The sequence below is a fragment of the Pseudohongiella nitratireducens genome (genome assembly GCF_001642735.1).
Lineage (GTDB): Bacteria > Pseudomonadota > Gammaproteobacteria > Pseudomonadales > Pseudohongiellaceae > Pseudohongiella > Pseudohongiella nitratireducens.
In genome coordinates this window covers 66,676-82,946 of record NZ_LWHM01000025.1, presented here as the reverse complement: position 1 = coordinate 82,946, position 16,271 = coordinate 66,676, and the positions used below count along the sequence as shown (strand labels likewise).

At 46.6% G+C, this 16,271-nt stretch carries 12 protein-coding genes and 1 tRNA gene; 7 read left to right on the top strand and 6 right to left on the bottom strand.

What is annotated here, in order from left to right:
* Positions 1-8: 8 nt before the first annotated feature.
* A protein-coding gene (locus tag PSCS_RS08960) for an IS3 family transposase (RefSeq protein ID WP_106387068.1) occupies positions 9-1,207 on the bottom strand; the annotation gives its coding sequence in 2 pieces (ribosomal slippage) (positions 9-937 and positions 937-1,207; 1,200 coding nt in all).
* A 136-nt stretch (positions 1,208-1,343) separates the two neighbouring features.
* Between PSCS_RS08960 and PSCS_RS08950 the strand changes: the two genes are divergently transcribed.
* From PSCS_RS08950 to PSCS_RS08930, 5 genes are all read left to right on the top strand, one after another.
* Positions 1,344-7,112, top strand: coding sequence for an RHS repeat-associated core domain-containing protein (locus PSCS_RS08950; protein WP_068811771.1), 5,769 nt, complete (start codon positions 1,344-1,346; stop codon positions 7,110-7,112).
* Between the two features lie 4 nt (positions 7,113-7,116).
* On the top strand, positions 7,117-7,335 hold the full coding sequence (locus tag PSCS_RS08945) for a hypothetical protein (protein ID WP_068811770.1): 219 nt from the start codon (positions 7,117-7,119) through the stop codon (positions 7,333-7,335).
* 606 nt (positions 7,336-7,941) lie between these two features.
* Positions 7,942-8,028: transfer RNA gene (locus tag PSCS_RS08940), tRNA-Leu, on the top strand.
* A gap of 86 nt (positions 8,029-8,114) precedes the next feature.
* The gene (locus PSCS_RS08935) at positions 8,115-8,699 is read left to right on the top strand and encodes a nucleotidyltransferase domain-containing protein (RefSeq protein WP_068811769.1); all 585 of its coding nucleotides are present in this window, start codon (positions 8,115-8,117) and stop codon (positions 8,697-8,699) included.
* Complete coding sequence (locus PSCS_RS08930) at positions 8,686-9,123, top strand: HEPN domain-containing protein (RefSeq protein WP_068811768.1); 438 nt, start codon at positions 8,686-8,688, stop codon at positions 9,121-9,123. Before PSCS_RS08935 ends, PSCS_RS08930 begins: the two co-directional genes overlap by 14 nt.
* A gap of 17 nt (positions 9,124-9,140) precedes the next feature.
* On the opposite strand, the gene PSCS_RS15575 is transcribed toward PSCS_RS08930, so the two are convergent.
* The 3 genes from PSCS_RS15575 to PSCS_RS08920 are packed head-to-tail and all read right to left on the bottom strand — an operon-like array spanning position 9,141 to position 10,674.
* Positions 9,141-9,314 carry a YrhK family protein gene (locus tag PSCS_RS15575; RefSeq protein WP_082866412.1) on the bottom strand — a complete coding sequence of 58 codons (174 nt, stop codon included), beginning with the start codon at positions 9,312-9,314 and terminating at the stop codon, positions 9,141-9,143.
* 11 nt (positions 9,315-9,325) lie between these two features.
* On the bottom strand, positions 9,326-9,778 hold the full coding sequence (locus tag PSCS_RS08925) for a carboxymuconolactone decarboxylase family protein (protein WP_068811767.1): 453 nt from the start codon (positions 9,776-9,778) through the stop codon (positions 9,326-9,328).
* A 53-nt stretch (positions 9,779-9,831) separates the two neighbouring features.
* The gene (locus tag PSCS_RS08920) at positions 9,832-10,674 is read right to left on the bottom strand and encodes a helix-turn-helix domain-containing protein (protein ID WP_229694654.1); all 843 of its coding nucleotides are present in this window, start codon (positions 10,672-10,674) and stop codon (positions 9,832-9,834) included.
* Between the two features lie 179 nt (positions 10,675-10,853).
* Here PSCS_RS08920 and PSCS_RS15570 point away from each other — a divergent pair, with 179 nt between their 5' ends.
* The gene (locus PSCS_RS15570) at positions 10,854-12,074 is read left to right on the top strand and encodes an HD domain-containing phosphohydrolase (RefSeq protein ID WP_082869573.1); all 1,221 of its coding nucleotides are present in this window, start codon (positions 10,854-10,856) and stop codon (positions 12,072-12,074) included.
* A gap of 76 nt (positions 12,075-12,150) precedes the next feature.
* Here PSCS_RS15570 and PSCS_RS08910 read toward each other — a convergent pair whose 3' ends face one another.
* On the bottom strand, positions 12,151-14,367 hold the full coding sequence (locus PSCS_RS08910) for a glycosyltransferase (protein WP_068811765.1): 2,217 nt from the start codon (positions 14,365-14,367) through the stop codon (positions 12,151-12,153).
* The gene (locus PSCS_RS08905; protein ID WP_157885678.1) at positions 14,360-15,421 is read right to left on the bottom strand and encodes a lysylphosphatidylglycerol synthase transmembrane domain-containing protein; all 1,062 of its coding nucleotides are present in this window, start codon (positions 15,419-15,421) and stop codon (positions 14,360-14,362) included. Before PSCS_RS08905 ends, PSCS_RS08910 begins: the two co-directional genes overlap by 8 nt.
* A gap of 250 nt (positions 15,422-15,671) precedes the next feature.
* On the opposite strand from PSCS_RS08905, the gene PSCS_RS08900 reads away from it, so the two are divergent.
* Positions 15,672-16,256, top strand: coding sequence for a nitroreductase family protein (locus PSCS_RS08900; RefSeq protein ID WP_157885677.1), 585 nt, complete (start codon positions 15,672-15,674; stop codon positions 16,254-16,256).
* Positions 16,257-16,271: the final 15 nt, after the last annotated feature.

Genomic DNA, 16,271 nt, shown 5'->3' with positions numbered 1-16,271 from the left:
TGTAGTGGTCAAGTCATTTTGGCCACGGGTTTATAGCTATCCCAGTACCTCTGTTCTTTCTCATTTGGTGTTAATCCACCGTTGAATGAGTGCGGTCTGAGCTGACTGTAATAGCCATGGATATAATCACCAATACGCTGTTTGGCTTCCGTAAAATACCGGTAACCTGTGACCGGTACCCATTCTGTTTTTAAACTCCTGAAAAACCTTTCCATTGGACTATTGTCCCAACAGTTTCCGCGACGGCTCATACTTTGTTTCATCCGGTATCGCCATACTCTTTGCCTGAATTGACGACTGGTATAATGACTGCCCTGATCGCTGTGGAACATGATGTTCTGCGGCCGCCCGCGACTTTCATAAGCCATTGTCAGGGCCTGACACGTTAAATAGCTGTCCGGTGAATAGCTCATAGCCCAGCCAATTGGCTTTCGGGCAAACAAGTCAATAACAACTGCTAAATATGCCCAACGACTCCCCGCCCAAATAAAACTGACATCACCGCACCACACCTGGTTGGGATGCGAAACGGTAAATTCCCTAGCCAGTAGGTTAGGTATGGCAACATGTTCCTGCGCCGCCTTCTTGTATGCATGTTTGGGCAACTGGCAGCTGACTAAACTGAGTTTTTTCATAATACGCCCGGCACGATATCGAGATAAACTGACTGGGTGCGACTCGTCGTTGGTGACTATATCAGCGATAGTTCTGGCACCAGCTGAGCCTTGACTCAACCGGTGGGCAGTTCGCACTAAACTATGCAATTTGACGGTTTCCGGGTTGATACGTTTATCCCGCTTTTGCCAATACTTGAACGTGCTGCGGTGGACATCCAATACCTCGCACAATATTTTTACCGTATAACGGCGCTTATCGCTCTGACTCAGTCTCTCAACTATCGAGAGTGTTTCATGGAGTCCGACATCAACAGAGCTGAAGCCTTTTTTAAAATATCCTTTTCTAATTCAAGCCGTTCAACCCGTTTCTTTAGCTCTCGTATTTCTCTTTGCTCATCACTGATCGGGGTGCACTGAGCAGTGGTGCCTGAGCGCTCTGCGCGAAGTTGCCTTACCCACTTACCAATCGTTGAGTAACCCACTCCCATCGCATCAGCAGCTTCCTGATGACTGTAACCTTGATCGATAACCAACTGTGCTGTTTCGAGCCTGAATTCAGGGCTGAAATTGGGGCCTTTCTTCTTTGTCATTTTGTCACCTAATTTGCTATGGCTGCTATCATAGCAGCTCTGATTAGGTGGCCAAATTCACTATGCCACTACAAATGAAAATGGGACAGTAACAGAGTATGGAAATGATCCAAGTGCTCGAAAAACAAGAACAGGATTGAATGAATATGTCCTTTGGGCAAGAACGAGTGTTAGAGATGCTGTCAGTGCTACAGGAAATGGCAATAACAGAATAGAGTATGAATATGTTGTAACTGCAAGTGAGCGGATTGATATACGTTTGTCTGAAATTCGCTATGCGTTTGATAGCAGTAATGTTGCCCAGGTAAAAATTCGGTTGAACTACACTTCTAGAGAAGATCCTGTTCGTGTTTTTAGAGCTGGGTATCACATTGATAATGTACATCGTGTGCATGAAATATATGTTGAGACTCCCAATGAAATGTTGCGCAATTATAAATTACGGTATGTTCATCAAGATTATCCGAACTCAATCAATCAAACAGCGAGGCTTAAATCTATCACTGAATGTCGGGGTCAAAATTGCCTGTCCCCAACTGTCTTTAATTGGTCTGGTGCTGATTCAGATCCTCAGTTTTCAACCCAATGGAATAGTTTAGTTGGATTCCAGAACTTTCCTGTTGAGCAGCCTCGTTCAACGCCTGCTCCTGCAGAAGATGTTGATCTAAAAACAGGTGACATTAATAATGACGGCTATACCGATTTAGTTACTATCGAAAGGGATAATGGCAGTAAGCTTTTCTTTGCTCTCTCAAATGGATCAACATTGGTAGCTTCTCCAAATACTTTATCTTTAACTGAAGAGATTACAAACTGGTTACTTTACGATTATGATAGAGATGGGTACTTAGATATTCTATATGCATATACCGACTCAGTATCTAATGATTTAGATGTGGCCGTATTGTTTAATACACCTGCCTCTGGCAGCAGAGAATTCTCAAATTCTACTGTACTATTAGATGATCTTCCTTATACGACAACAGAATTCGTTTCTTTCATTGATTATGATGCAAATGGTCTAATTGATGTTGTCTATGATGACAAGGTCCATAAGTTAATTGAGGATCCAAGTGAAATACACGGACCGTATAAGTTCAACAGTACCAGTGGTTCAACTGCCTTAAGTCAAATAAATACAGTCTTAGCTACTCTCTACGACGATCAAAATTACCAATCCGCGATTCCGTATCAAGTCAATAAATATGCTGGATACAGCATGATTGATGCTGAATTCAAAACGATGAATATTGGTCCCGATTTCAATAATGATAGCTTACCAGACATATGGGTTCCGTTATTGCAAGAAAAATGTGACAGCTCCGGATGTGAGGCTCCAATCATTTCCTCTCATGTCGCTTTGATACAAGCGTTTGACGGTACTTACTCTGTATATGACTACATCCCTGTGATAGATGGAAATAATCAGTCAGAATGCAGTATTTATGATTTTAACCGTGACTCTTTGCCTGATGCTTATTGTAATGGAGGGTATGCTCACCTAAATACAGGAACATCATTTGAGCACTTTTTTGATAATTATGAATATCCCTCGGGTTTGCCCCCAAGAAGTCTTTTCGATTTTAATAATGATGGGTATACGGACTATATTTATAAGAAGCCCGATTCTAATGAAATTAGAGCGTTGGCATGGGAGGGCGATTTCTATTTTGGTCAGCCTAAGGGGTTTAAAGATCAAAATAACTCTTTCGCAGTGACAAGTGTTTCATATTCGGAGCCATATGGACCTCAAGAAATTTTTATGGATATTAATGGCGATGGCAATGTTGATTTTGTTAGTTTGGCAGATGGTGTGAAGTTAGCTCAGCCAGCTGAAAGCAACGGGACAGCATTATACAATGTAATTACTTCTATAGAAGATGGTCTTGGTAAGGAAGTTTTTGTTGAGTATAAGCCACTTCATGATGCTAATACCTATACAGTTGGTAATAGTGCTCACTCTATAGACTGGGGTGATCCCGTTCTTGATTATAAATCATCACGCGCAGTAGTTTCTCAGGTGTCTGAAATTGCACCCCGTAAAGACTCATCGATAAACGCTCATGTGACGGATCATGAGGTCGGTGTTTCCTATCATTATGAATCAATGTTGTTGCAACCAGCAGACAAAGGTTTTCTTGGGTTTGGTGTAATTACTAAGACCGATATAAATACAGGCGTTTCTACTGAGACAGAATACTTCCAGGAGCCGCCTTTTACAGGAAGGATAAAAAGCACCTCAATTATCGCTCCTGGCAACTCGACACCTGTGAGTTCAACATTTTTTAATTACCAGGAAATTGCATCTGATACACCAGTTGGTACACCGCCCCATAGAGTTGTTTTGTCTGAAAGCCATTTGATCAAAAGAGCGGCTCTGAACTCTCCTAGTGGTTCAAGTATTACAGTCGGTGGTATAACGAGTGAAGTGAGTACAGAGTATGAAAACTTCAATAGTTATGGTCAAGCTACACTGATTACTAAAACCACTGTGGGACACAATCAAACTAAGATTGAAGAGTTAAATCGGCAGTATATTCATAATACGCAGAGTTGGATCTTAAACCAACTACAGAACCTAGAAAGTACAACTACATCAACTGGGGCAACAGCAGTTACGCGTGAGACCTCATACACTAATGACTCTGTAAATGGAAAATTGCTCTCAGTCGTCCGACAGCCAAATGACAGTAATTTACGTAATACTACCAGTTATACATACGATTCCTTTGGAAATATTACAAGCATAGAATTATCTGCATCGGGTCTTGCTAGTAGGGAGTCAGTATTTACATATGATGCTATTGGCCGTTATCTGGTGCAAGAAACTAATGAGTTAGGGCATATTGTCAAAACCATTAATAATCGCGATATCTATGGTAATGTCACGTCGCTACAAGATAGTAATGGTGTTAATACTTATCAAGGCTATGGCACATTCGGGCGGGCTTATTTTTCGGGTAATGATACAGGTGCTCAAGCAACATTGACGCGACAGTTCTGCTCCACAAATTGTCCTACTGGTGCAGTCTACTATGAAAAAGTAATATCGCCTGGTCAAAGTGAACAAGTTCGATACTATGATAATCAGTCCAGGTTGATAAGAAGTTCTTATAAATCATTCACCGGGCAAGATATCTACAGGGACTATGAATACGATGCAGCAGGACGTTTGCACAGAGAATCTCTGCCCTATAAAGTAGGAAATTCTGTTTATTGGATATCCTCAAACTTCGATGATATGGGGCGTCAAATCTCTTCAACAAATGGCTTAGGTTACACCTCAAAAACTAGCTATTCTGAAGCTTTACTGTCAGGTGGAAAAAGCCACCTAATGATGACAGCGACTGATGCTGAAAATCAAAGTAAAATTACTGTTTATGATGCGCTAGGACAGTTGCTTTTGGCTGAGGACGCCTTAGGTGGTGTTGTAGAGTACGAGTATAACTCGGTTGGTCAGTTGACCAAGTTGATCTCGACCGGTAATGCATCTGATAGTTTTAATATCCAGACAACCATTCAATACGATAGTCTAGGTCGCCGTACCTCTTTGGTGGACCCAGATATTGGAACCTGGTCATATGTTTATAATGCATATGATGAAATGACATCTCAGACTGACAGTTCCGGACAATCAATCGCGTATACATATGATGAATTAGGACGGATTGAACGCCGTACAGATTACTTGTCTGATGGTATCACGAAAGAGGGCGATACTTACTGGGTCTATGATGATGCGCCGAATGGTGTCGGTCGTGTCAGTACCTTAGTCGACGTTATTAGTAATTATGCAGAAGCGTATGATTATGACCAATTTAGCCGTTTACGGCACAAGTACACGACAATTGACAACGAAGGCTACAGTGAAATTGTTACGTATGATCAATATGGTCGTGTCTATCAACAGGTTGACCCAACTTTCCATGGCATACAGTTTGAATACAACTCATATGGTTACGTAGCTGAGATCGTTGAGGCCTCGAACTCAGGTGTTATGTACCAGGAATTTAATTCCTATAATGCATTTGGCAACCCCACCTCAAGCTTACTAGGCAATGGCCTGACAGCGGTTAATCAGTATTCCATGGCAACTGGGTTGTTGGATTCCTCTCGAGTCACTAATAACTTGTCAGAGAACTTACAAGATAACCAATATACATATAACAAGATTGGTAACCTAACGAACAGGAAGCGATATGTTGAGTCCAGCGATGAAACGATTAGCGAAGATTTCCATTATGATGAACTCAATCGGTTAACTAAAAGTGAGGTAACAGGCTTTCAAGATAAAACTTATCAATACGATGCAATTGGTAACCTAACTTTTAAGTCTGATGTTGGATCATATCAGTACGGACAAAATGGCGCGGGCCCCCATGCTGTGACAACCGCTGGTAGCGCTAGTTACAATTACGATGATATTGGTAATATGGTTTCTGGTGACGGGAGGACTACTACCTATACAACTTTTCAAAAACCTCTCTCTATAGGTAAGTCTACTCATACTACGGAGTTTTCATATAGCCCGAACAGAGATTGGTATAAACGAACCGATACTGACTCTCAATCTACAAAAGAAGTATTGAAAATTGGCAATGTTGAATTTATTGAGCATTCGTCGGCTGACCCTGAAGTGAAGAGATATATCGGTGACTTTCTCTTAGTATCAAAAAAGGGTGCTGAAAGTTGGAAGGAGCAATACCTTCACCGTAATAGCCTGGGATCAGTTGATGTGGTTACTAACAATGTCGGATTGATTGAAGCAGAGATGAGCTTTGACGCTTTTGGTGAAAGAAGAAACATTACGACATTACAAGCACTAAGCTCATCTGCTTATAAGCAGTTAAATGCGATTACTACACACGGTTATACAGGCCATGAAATGGCAGATGAAGTCGGTGTCATCCATATGAGAGGGCGTGTTTATGACCCTAAGTTGGCTCGTTTTATGAGCGGGGACCCTATAATCAGTGATTTATCTAACTCTCAGAGGAGCAACCGTTATTCATATGTGATGAACAGCCCACTGAAATATTTAGATCCGACAGGTTTTGATCAATGTCAACAAGGTGATGACGCTTGTCAAGGTGGTAATGTGATGGGTGTAATTACTGTAACCTATAACCCGAGTGGTGGATCCAGTGGTACCTATAATGTTTATAATGATTGGTATGGTGGTTCTTACACTCCTTCATCGAACTCAGGTTCAGGGTCGAGCACTGGAGAAGGCTTGGCACCGACCACGGCTGCTCCAAGCGAAGGTGAATCTCAAGAAAGTACTCAAGCGCCTGCCCCCACAATAAACGAAGGGACTGATCCAGCTACTAAAGTAGATGAGCCAACAAATGCTCCTGAATCTCGTGAAGAGATAATCACAGCTGAAATGTTTGAAGATACAGAGAATGATTCGTTATATGAAAGTGAAATGGAAGAGCAGCTATCGGAGGAAAACGTTGAGCAGATGTTTTTTGAGGAGTTGGAACCATATGCAAAAGCTCAGCAACAATTAAATGGAGATCCTACTGTACCACTTGGCCTCGAGGTTGGTGGTCAGCTATTTGGAGGGTTAGTGGGAGCAACACTCTCTGCAGGAGTTGTAGGTGATCCTGTAAATGGTAAAGTCTGTAGTGTAGTTGTTGCTTGTGTCCAATTTGGATTAGGAGTTTATGGAGGGGGAGGGGGCATCGTAAACTTAAGCCTATCCGATATTGCTCTAGAGTCTGGTGTTTCTGATTCAGTAGGAGTTTTTGCTAATGGTGGAGTTGGTGGATTATCTGCAGGAGGAAGTATGAATATAGGTGAAGGATTCTTAGGAGGGGCTCGAGGATTTGCTGGTGGAGGAATAGGGCTATCTTTCGGAATCCAAGCTTGTAGTGCGAGTTTAAATTGTACAGGTGAGTAATCAAATGAATTCATATTGGTTGGAAGTAAAGATAAATCTAGCTGGCTTTGCTATTGCAGTGATCGGGTTGATAATTGCTTTCAAAATAAATGAAAGAATAGGTGTAATTATAGTCTTTTTTGGTATACTAATAGGTTTTCATGGCTTGATAGAGGCCCAAAAGAAAATGAAGGCGTTGATAGTCGAAAAATATAATAAAGAACATAAAAAAGATAAAAAATAATTCAGTGTCAAATTTGGTCTGGTGAGGTTAGCCCACTCTACCAATGTAGTGATTTTTCTTTCTCGTAGAATAGACTAATACAATACAATTCTCAGAATATGAGGTTGTGAAATTTCTATGTATCAGTTTTTGGGTCACTCCGTCGTCATTAATTGAGATAAGACTATCTTCTTTTCCTTGGCAGTTCTTGTGTGATAAGCCAGTATCACTTTGGCCGAGTCATCCTCTTTTGCATAAAAGTATGCCTCCGGTACATCCAATATCTTCGCGATCTTTTCTACAACGGAATAATCAGGTTGATGCTTGCCACGCTCTGTAGTGGCATAGTGAATTTGGCCACCTAATTAGAGCTGCTATGGTTCAGAGGAATCATAGGCGTCCTCTACATATTGAAACAGGCACATGTAAACCTCCCCCAATACCGACCCAACGGATGCATAGTCCGATACGTCAGATTCAGCACCATCAACTAAGCCAATAGCCAAAACCCGCCATAGTCAACCACCTCAGGGCCTTATAACACCATGATAAGCAAAAGGTTATGAATTTCCTTTCTGTTGATATATAATGCGCGTCCTCCGCTGCTAAGCGGGGCCTTCCCTCCCGGCCCGGGTGGCGAAATTGGTAGACGCAAGGGACTTAAAATCCCTCGGTGGCAACACCGTGCCGGTTCAAGTCCGGCCCCGGGCACCAGTTGACAGCTGAAGCAATAATAGCTACATTCGAAGCATTTCTAGCTACATACCTTTTTGGCCTGTAACTCATAAGCAAAGCTCGATATGTCCTCACTTCTAGCCGATATTTTATTCAAGGAATACCGCAGGCGGGTGTTGTGCCTTTTACTGCTGCGACCTGATCAAGCCTACCATGTACGGGAAATTGCACGACTCACTGATACTGTTCCAGGTACCTTGCACAAAGAGTTAAGTAAATTGGCTGATGCTGATGTACTCAAAAAATTCAGTCGGGGGAATCAGGTAAGCTATCAAGCCAACCGCGACTGCTTAATTTTTGAGGAACTGTCCAGTATTTTGCGTAAAACTTCTGGGGTAGCGGATATATTAGTAGATGCTTTGGCACCACTGAAAGATAACATTGATGTTGCCATGGTGTTTGGCTCCGTTGCCAGTGGGAAAGCCACGAGCGATAGCGATATTGATTTACTGATTGTGGGTGAAGTTAATTTCACTGATGCGGTGAAAGTGCTATACCCGGTACAGGATGTATTAGGCCGTGAAATTAACCCAAAACTTTATAGTGCTGAGGAATGGCAAGCTACCAAAAATGAAAACTCAGCTTTTATTCGCGATATTTTAGAAAAACCAGTTATCAAAATAATAGGGAATATTGATGACCTTGGATAACTTGCTAGGGATGAGCCTGGAACGCATTAAGCCAGATATACTGACCATTCAGCGGCTTTTAGAAGCTGCTAAACGCAACCTCAATGATGCGCAGATTGAAGCCGTGAGCAACGAGAATCGTTTTGACGCAGCCTACAAAGCTATTATGCAAATGGCTAATGCCGCTCTTCAAGCCAGTGGTTACAGAACGCTGACCAGCAAACCCGGTCATCATCAAACGATGATCCAGACATTACCTAAAACCATCGGTTTGGATGCAGACCTTGTGATTGTACTTGATGCTTTGCGTAAGCAACGCAATGTCGCTGATTATTCTGGCGATTTGGTAGCCGATAAGGCCGTAGCAGAATGTATCAGCCATGCTGAACAACTTTGGGAACAACTTAATACATGGTTGAAGAGCGAACATTTTGATTTAATTTGATAGCGCACAGTTCCCTCTCACCAAACCGTATCCACAAACATCAAAACCGAGCCAGCCATAAACAGCCACACGCCGGCGGTGGCATAGTCAGCAAAGTGCGGCAGAAACAGCATGCTGCCGAAGAAAAAGGCCAGGCTGGACACCACGCCCAGCCCGTTTTTTCTGAGTCGCTCGAATCGCGATACTTTCATGATGGATCCTGTTACTTCATGCCTGGCTGGAATCCGAAGCCCACGGCGATGCGGTTCCAGCTATTAATTTGTACGATGATTGCGCTTAATTCGATGAGGCCTGCTTCGCCAAGGGCCGCTTTTGCTGCCTGAAAGACTGTCTCGTCGATGGGCTTCTGGCTGATCAGTGTGAGTGCTTCAGTCCAGGCGAGTGCGGCACGTTCCTGATCACTGAAACCGGAGATTTCCCGCCACGCGGCAAGCACATCCAGGCGCTCCTGCGCTTCACCACCCTGGCGGGCTTCATCAGCGTGCATGTGCTGGCAAAAGCCGCAGCCGTTCAGTTGTGAGGCCCGCAGTCTGACCAGGTGCAGCAGTTGTGGTGAGATTGCAACCTGTTCAGGTACGTCACCCAGTGCGGTCAGGTGGGTGATGAGGCGGGGGCACTGCCTGTAAAGCGAGGAAGAAGAAATTCTGGGTTGCATGTTGCTCTCCTGTCACTGATGAAAGACAGGACAATGATAGAAAGCGGCAAGATTTATGGATTGGAAATTTGCGACAATTTTCGTTGTCGGTACTCGGAAGGGGTTTCAAGGGTCTGTTCGCGAAAGGCATTGCTGAAATGTGACTGATCGAAATACCCGCAATCCAGGGCAATGTCACTGAGGCGGTCAGAGGTATTCATCAGGCGCTGACGGGCGTGACGAATCTGGGCGTAGCTGTGAAGCTGATTGGGGGAATGACCAAACTGTTTGCGTAGCTGTCTTTCCAGCGTACGCCGACTCACGCCCTTCAGGTTTGCTGCTTGCTGCGGTGGCACCAGGTTGGCAGAGGCATAGGCGAGCAATGCTGACCATTTACGTTCAGGCAGATGCGCCCGGTAAGTCAGCTCAGACAACCAGTGCTGTATGGCAGAAAGCCGCTCCGTCACCGACAAAACCGGCAGTGTATCCAGCAGTCGGGTCAAATCGGCCAGATGCGGGAAAGGCAGTTCAAGCAGATCGGTTTCCATATTGTGGATATCAGAAATATCCAGTCCCAGTAATGCTGTGGCACCGCCGGGGCGGAACCGGATGCTGATATGGTGTTTTGACATGTTCCAGTGATAAGTCGTGACCTGATTGTGGTGGAAGAAGCGGGCGCTGGCACCAGTATTGTCTATTACAAAGGTCAGGCTGGTGCCGCCATCGGGATAGAGTTTTTCGGCAATGACAGACTGAGCGTGCGGCGGCTTCAGCGCCACCCACATACATTGCACCCAGCGAGCCAGGGAAGGGCCGGGTGGAATCATCATCAGATCAATACTGGGAAAACTGGCAGCCGGGATGATGTCAAAACGCTCGGGTGACATGTCAGTCTGTTTTCCGTCCCTTGCTTCCACTTGATATGCCTTACAATTAACGTCTCGCAGAAGTATTCTGCCTGATTATGAATGAAAAATTTAGTATGTTCGCTGCATTTGATTGTTAGGGCGGTTTAAGTATAGTTGTACTGAATTAGCGTACATAAGAGTCATTGCTATACAGCTATAAGGCAAGTTGAATAGGAAGGTCAGAATAAGTGAATAAAACCAGGTACCGTAAATTAGCTTTCGTGTATGCCTTGGCAGGCATCACGTGGATTGCCGTCAGTGACTGGCTTGTGGGTTATTTTATTGGTGAAGGTGTGTTGCCATTCGACATCTCAGTAGTGAAAGGGGTTGCCTTTGTACTGATAATGTCAGTGCTCCTTTATGTTCTGTTGATGAGGTTGCATGCGGTTGAAATTAAGGCTAAAGCTGCTGAAAGTATTGATCAGCTGTTTCTGTACAAAATGCCTGATTTTTTTGAATCACTTCCCATTGTAACCTATGCGACAGAGACGACAGGCAGCCATGCCAATCCTCTGTGGGTCAGTGACACTATAAAGCGTGTCCTGGGGTATTCCGCCTCTGAGGCACTGGAGTCAGATTGGTGGATCAATAACCTGCATCCCGAAGACCGTTTGCGTGCGGTCAATGAGTCAAAAGCTATAATCGACAATGGGGGGGGCGATCATTTCTATCGAATCAGGCGTGCAGATGGTACCTATATCCATATCCACGATGAATCAAAAGCGGTTGATATCAAAAACCCACGCCTATTTGTCGGTGCCTGGCATGATGTCAGTGTCGAGGAACAAGCCCAGCAACAGGTTCGTGAATATTCTTCTCGCCTGGAAAAGGCTTTTTTGGGTTCAGTGAACTGTATCGCCAGCATGGTGGAAATGAGGGATCCCTACACGGCAGGCCATGAGTCCAGAGTGGGCGATCTGTCCGTGGCGATTGCGGCAGAGATGGGTCTGGACATTGACACCCAGTATGGTTTGAAAATTGCGGGTCTGGTCCATGATATTGGCAAGATCAGTATTCCGTCTGAATACCTCACCAAACCCACCCGGTTAACCAAAAGCGAGTATCAAATATTGCAAACCCATCCGGAAAACGGTTACGAAATTCTCAAAAGCGTAGATTTTCCGTGGCCGATTGCCGAAGTGGCCCACCAGCATCACGAACGGGTAGATGGTAGTGGCTACCCCAGGGGATTGAAGGGAGAGCAGATTTTGATCGAGGCTCGGATTGTTGCCGTAGCCGATGTGATTGAATCTATGGCTACCTCCCGGCCGTATCGGCACGCGCTGGGGATAGACAAGGCTCTGGAAGAAATTGAAAAAAATGCCGGGCGGCTTTATGACATCAATGTTGCCAGGGCTGCGCTGAGAGTGTTTCGGGAAAAGAAGTATCAATTGCCACTAAAGGCCTGAGAAATGACGCAAGCGACCCTGCGTCACGAAACGGTGCTGCTATGAGACGGCGCTACGACATGATGCAAGATACCCTTCATTTATTTCGTCGTTGAGAAGCCAGTACATTGTCATAAAGCCCCACCACCGACGAAGTAAACGGGGCAATGCCATACTCGCTAGCAAAGCTCTGTGCCTGGCCGGCCAGTTGAGTGCGCAATGCTTCATCGTCGATCAGCATTGCTACGCGTTCGACCCATTGCGACATCTGTGAGGCAGTCTTAAAGCCGTTGTAGTTGTGGCGCACGATATCCTCGATACCGCTGGAACGGATAGCGACTACCGGCAGTCCGGCGGCCATGGCTTCGAGGATCACCATACCCTGGGTTTCCGAGCGGGAAGTGAATACAAAAATATCGCCTAGCTGACAGTAGAGCGCCATCTGAGGTGGAGGTACGGAGCCGACCAGGGTGATGTGCTCTTCCAGCCCGAGTTCCTGAATTTTGTCTTCCAGTAACCTGCGGTCAGGGCCGTCGCCAATAACCAGCAGATGAAAATCGCAGCCACGGTCTCGCAGTTCCTTCATGGCCTGAAACATAAAGACGATGTTCTTTTCTTTGCTCAGACGCGAAATGGAAACCAGCACGCGCTTGTCTGCGGACAGGCCCAGCTGTTCTCGCATCGACTGGAGTTCACTGGCTGGTATGGCTTCAGAGAAGCGTTGATACTCAATGCCGGTGGGCTGGACCAGCACTGGTCGGCGAACGCCAATGGTGCGCAGGTATTCCTCGGCAGAAGAGGTGGGGACGATCACAGCATTGCAGCGATTGGCAAAGCGGCGGATCATGGTATGTGCCACTACATTGCGAAACAGCGGCCCGGGTAGCGGCACATAATGGGCGTAGTGTTCCAGCCGGGTGTGATACGTATAAATCACCGGCACGCGCAGCATGCGGCCCAGCAGTTGTCCCACCCAGCCAAGCCAGAACGGGTGATGAACATGAATGATGTCCGGTGCAAACTGTTTGACTTCACGCCAGATGCGGGGCGTGAAGATGTTGGCAACCTTGAATTCTTTTGTCCCTGGTAAAGGCAGCAGGGAGGAAACCCGACACACATCCTGATCGCTGTCATCTTCATGCTGGTAGTGAGGGGCGACGACCTTGACCTGGTGACCCTCATGGATCAGGCCACGACGCAGGCGATCGACCGAGATGGGCACGCCACCGATGTAAGGCAGGTAGTTGTTGGTGAACATGGCCACCTTTAACGGTGTGTCGCGCTGGTAATCAGCCGTAACATCAAAGTCCGGATAATAATCCCGCTCAGTGAAAACCTTGGTATGTAGCCAGATGCCTACGGCGGCAAAGAAGCTGATCAGGATAATGAAGTTCAGGTATCCCACATAAAACAGCGAATGGATAAAGAACCAGAGGCTTTCTGCTGTCCGCCAGAAAGGGTGCTGGCCGACATCAAGCTGTTGCTCCTCAATCGTGATCTGTCCGCCATTCACTGCCACTGAAACAAAGTGGTAATGGTTGTCTTCATTGTTGAAAACAAACCCACCAGCGCCGCCTGTCACAATATAGTCAGTGTTGCTGTGACGCTGGCGTTCGAAGAATGGCTGGTCGGTGGAAAATACCGCATCCACACCGGCATTGCCGACCATTTCAATAAAACGCATGCGATGTGAGGTGGGGAACAGGTAGTCTCCGTCCATGCCAAAAAAGCTGGGCTCGGCAACCGGGTGAAGGGGGTTAGCGCTGAAGAGAAACTGGTTCTGCTCCGTGGCGTTGCTCAGCTCTTGATTGAGCCAGCGTAGCTGCCAGTCAAAATCAGTAGTGCCAGTGCTATCAATAAAAATGAATCGACTGTCAGCGGTGGCGAAACTGTAATGCAGCGGGCCGAAATGGTCATAAAACCGGAAGCTGCCCAGGCGACTTTCTTCTTTAGGGCCAAAGGTCAGCAGGTAGGGCATCTGCAGTCGTGACAGGGTGCGGTAAATGGCCCGGTACTTATCCTCACCGCCAGTGGACACGGCATTGCCGGCAGAGATGACAAAGTCGTAACCTTCGGCATTGAGGCGGGGGATGATCTTGCGTTCAAAAATACCCACCGAGTTACTGATGTTGCCAACCACGGCAAAGCGGTACTGGTCCTGTTCTGTGATATCGGATTCAAGCTGTTCCAGCTGTCGGGCGTGTTCGGCCCGGTAATCAGTCTCGAAGAAATTCAGGTAAACCTTGTAGATCACAAGGCTGACAATCACCGTCAGATTCAACCAGAACAGTAAGTGCAATAAGCGTCTAAGCATGACCTGTCCCCCGTTTTAACAGCACGGCGATGGTCACCGGTACACCAATCAGCATGCCCAGGTGCACCGTGAGGAAGCGCCAGGCCAGTACCATCAGCAGCAGATCCTGCTGTTCAACCATGGTGGCAAAAAACAGCGTAAATATCCCTTCTGCCACGCCAGCGGCACCGGGCGTCGGCGCAAAATACATGATAAAGGTATTGATCAGCATCAGCGCGATTACCAGTGTAAAGTTAACCTCGTAACCCAGGGCCCAGAGTAGCAGGGCAGGGAAGGAAAACAAGGACAGCAGGAACAGGGCCGTAGACAGTAACGCCAGCGCGATGTGTGACGGTGGTGCTGTGAGAAAAGCGCGGAAACTGCGCCCGAAACGCAGCATCTCTTTGCGCAGTTTGAACTGCCAGCGGGTAAGACGTTTGTGGCTGATCAGGGATAGGCGGTACAGTTGGTCCAGCAGAGAACCCAGTGCGCCGATAAACCAGCGCAGGCGCCAGATCAGACAAAAGAAAAACCCCACATAGACGGTGGCAAACAGCACAAACCAGGGTACCCATTGCTGGGCCAGTGGAGTGTCCTGTAAACGGTTCATGGTAACCAGCAGCAATGGGGCCGGTAAAAAAATCAACAGGCTGGCAATAACGGTTCGCAGTGTCGTGGCTGCAGTTGCTTCACCCAGGTGCACGCCATGGCGCTTCATATACCAGATCTGTATCAATCCGCCACCCGTGGCCATGGGAGAGATATTGGAAAACAGCAGGTTGATAAAGACCAGCGGTATCATGCGCCGGGCCTTGATGCTGACCCCCAGTGCCAGCAACACAGACCAAAGGCGCAGGGCATCGCTCAGATAGTAGAGCATCAGCAGCCCCAGTATTGCCAGCATGGCGTTGATCGACAGTTGCGGCACCTGTAATACAACGGCCTGAGCACTGAGCTCTTGCCAGATAAGGTAGGGGACACTTGCGCTCAGCGCCAGAAAAAGCACGGCAAACGTGATCATTTTGAGCGGACGACCACCCAGCAGGCTGGCAACGGACGGCAGGTTTGATGTCACAAAAGGCCTTAGGAAAATCCCTGATTCATTAGGCCTTCGCACCATAGCCCCACCGACCGGCGATTTCAAGGGGACAGCCAACAGATAGCCCGGACGGGTAATAGCGGGAGTTGAAATATCTAGTGAGCCGATCATGACAGGAGGATTTTCTGAACCATTGTGGCCGTCTGATTCGTTACTATGTATAAATTCGTTAGTATGTAGGTATGTAGAAAAGTCACATTCATCCAGCGTTAGGGAGCTCAACGATATGTCCTACCCCGACAAGATTTCACCCGATTTTTCGCAGCGTAATGCCTTAAGTGGTGTGGATAGCTGGCTGTCAGAGCGCTGGTCACCGCGCAGTTTTGTCAAAACCGCCATTGCTGATAATGACGTTGAGACCCTCTTTGACGCAGCCCGCTGGGCACCATCGTGTTTTAATGACCAGCCCTGGCAGTTCCATGTCAGTACCGATACCAATTTTGATGAGTACCTGGACCTGCTGATGGAAGGCAACCAGGCCTGGGCCAAAAATGCCAGCCTGCTGTGTTTCGTGGTGGTCAGAAAGCAGTTCGACCAAAACGGCAAGCCCAACCCCTATGCCGAGTTTGATGCCGGTGCCGCCTGGATGGCATTAAGCCTTCAAGCCCGTAAAATGGGGCTGTACACCCATGGTATGGGGGGCATCAAGCATGATGAGGTGGCCAGCTACCTGAAGCTGGATGATAATCATAAGGTGATTTGCGGGATTGCCATTGGTGTGGCGGATGAACCCTCGGCCTTGCCGGACGATATCGCCAAACGCGAGAAGCCGTCGCCGCGTAAACCATTGGCAGACGTACTGATACGCTAATCACTAGAGTCATTA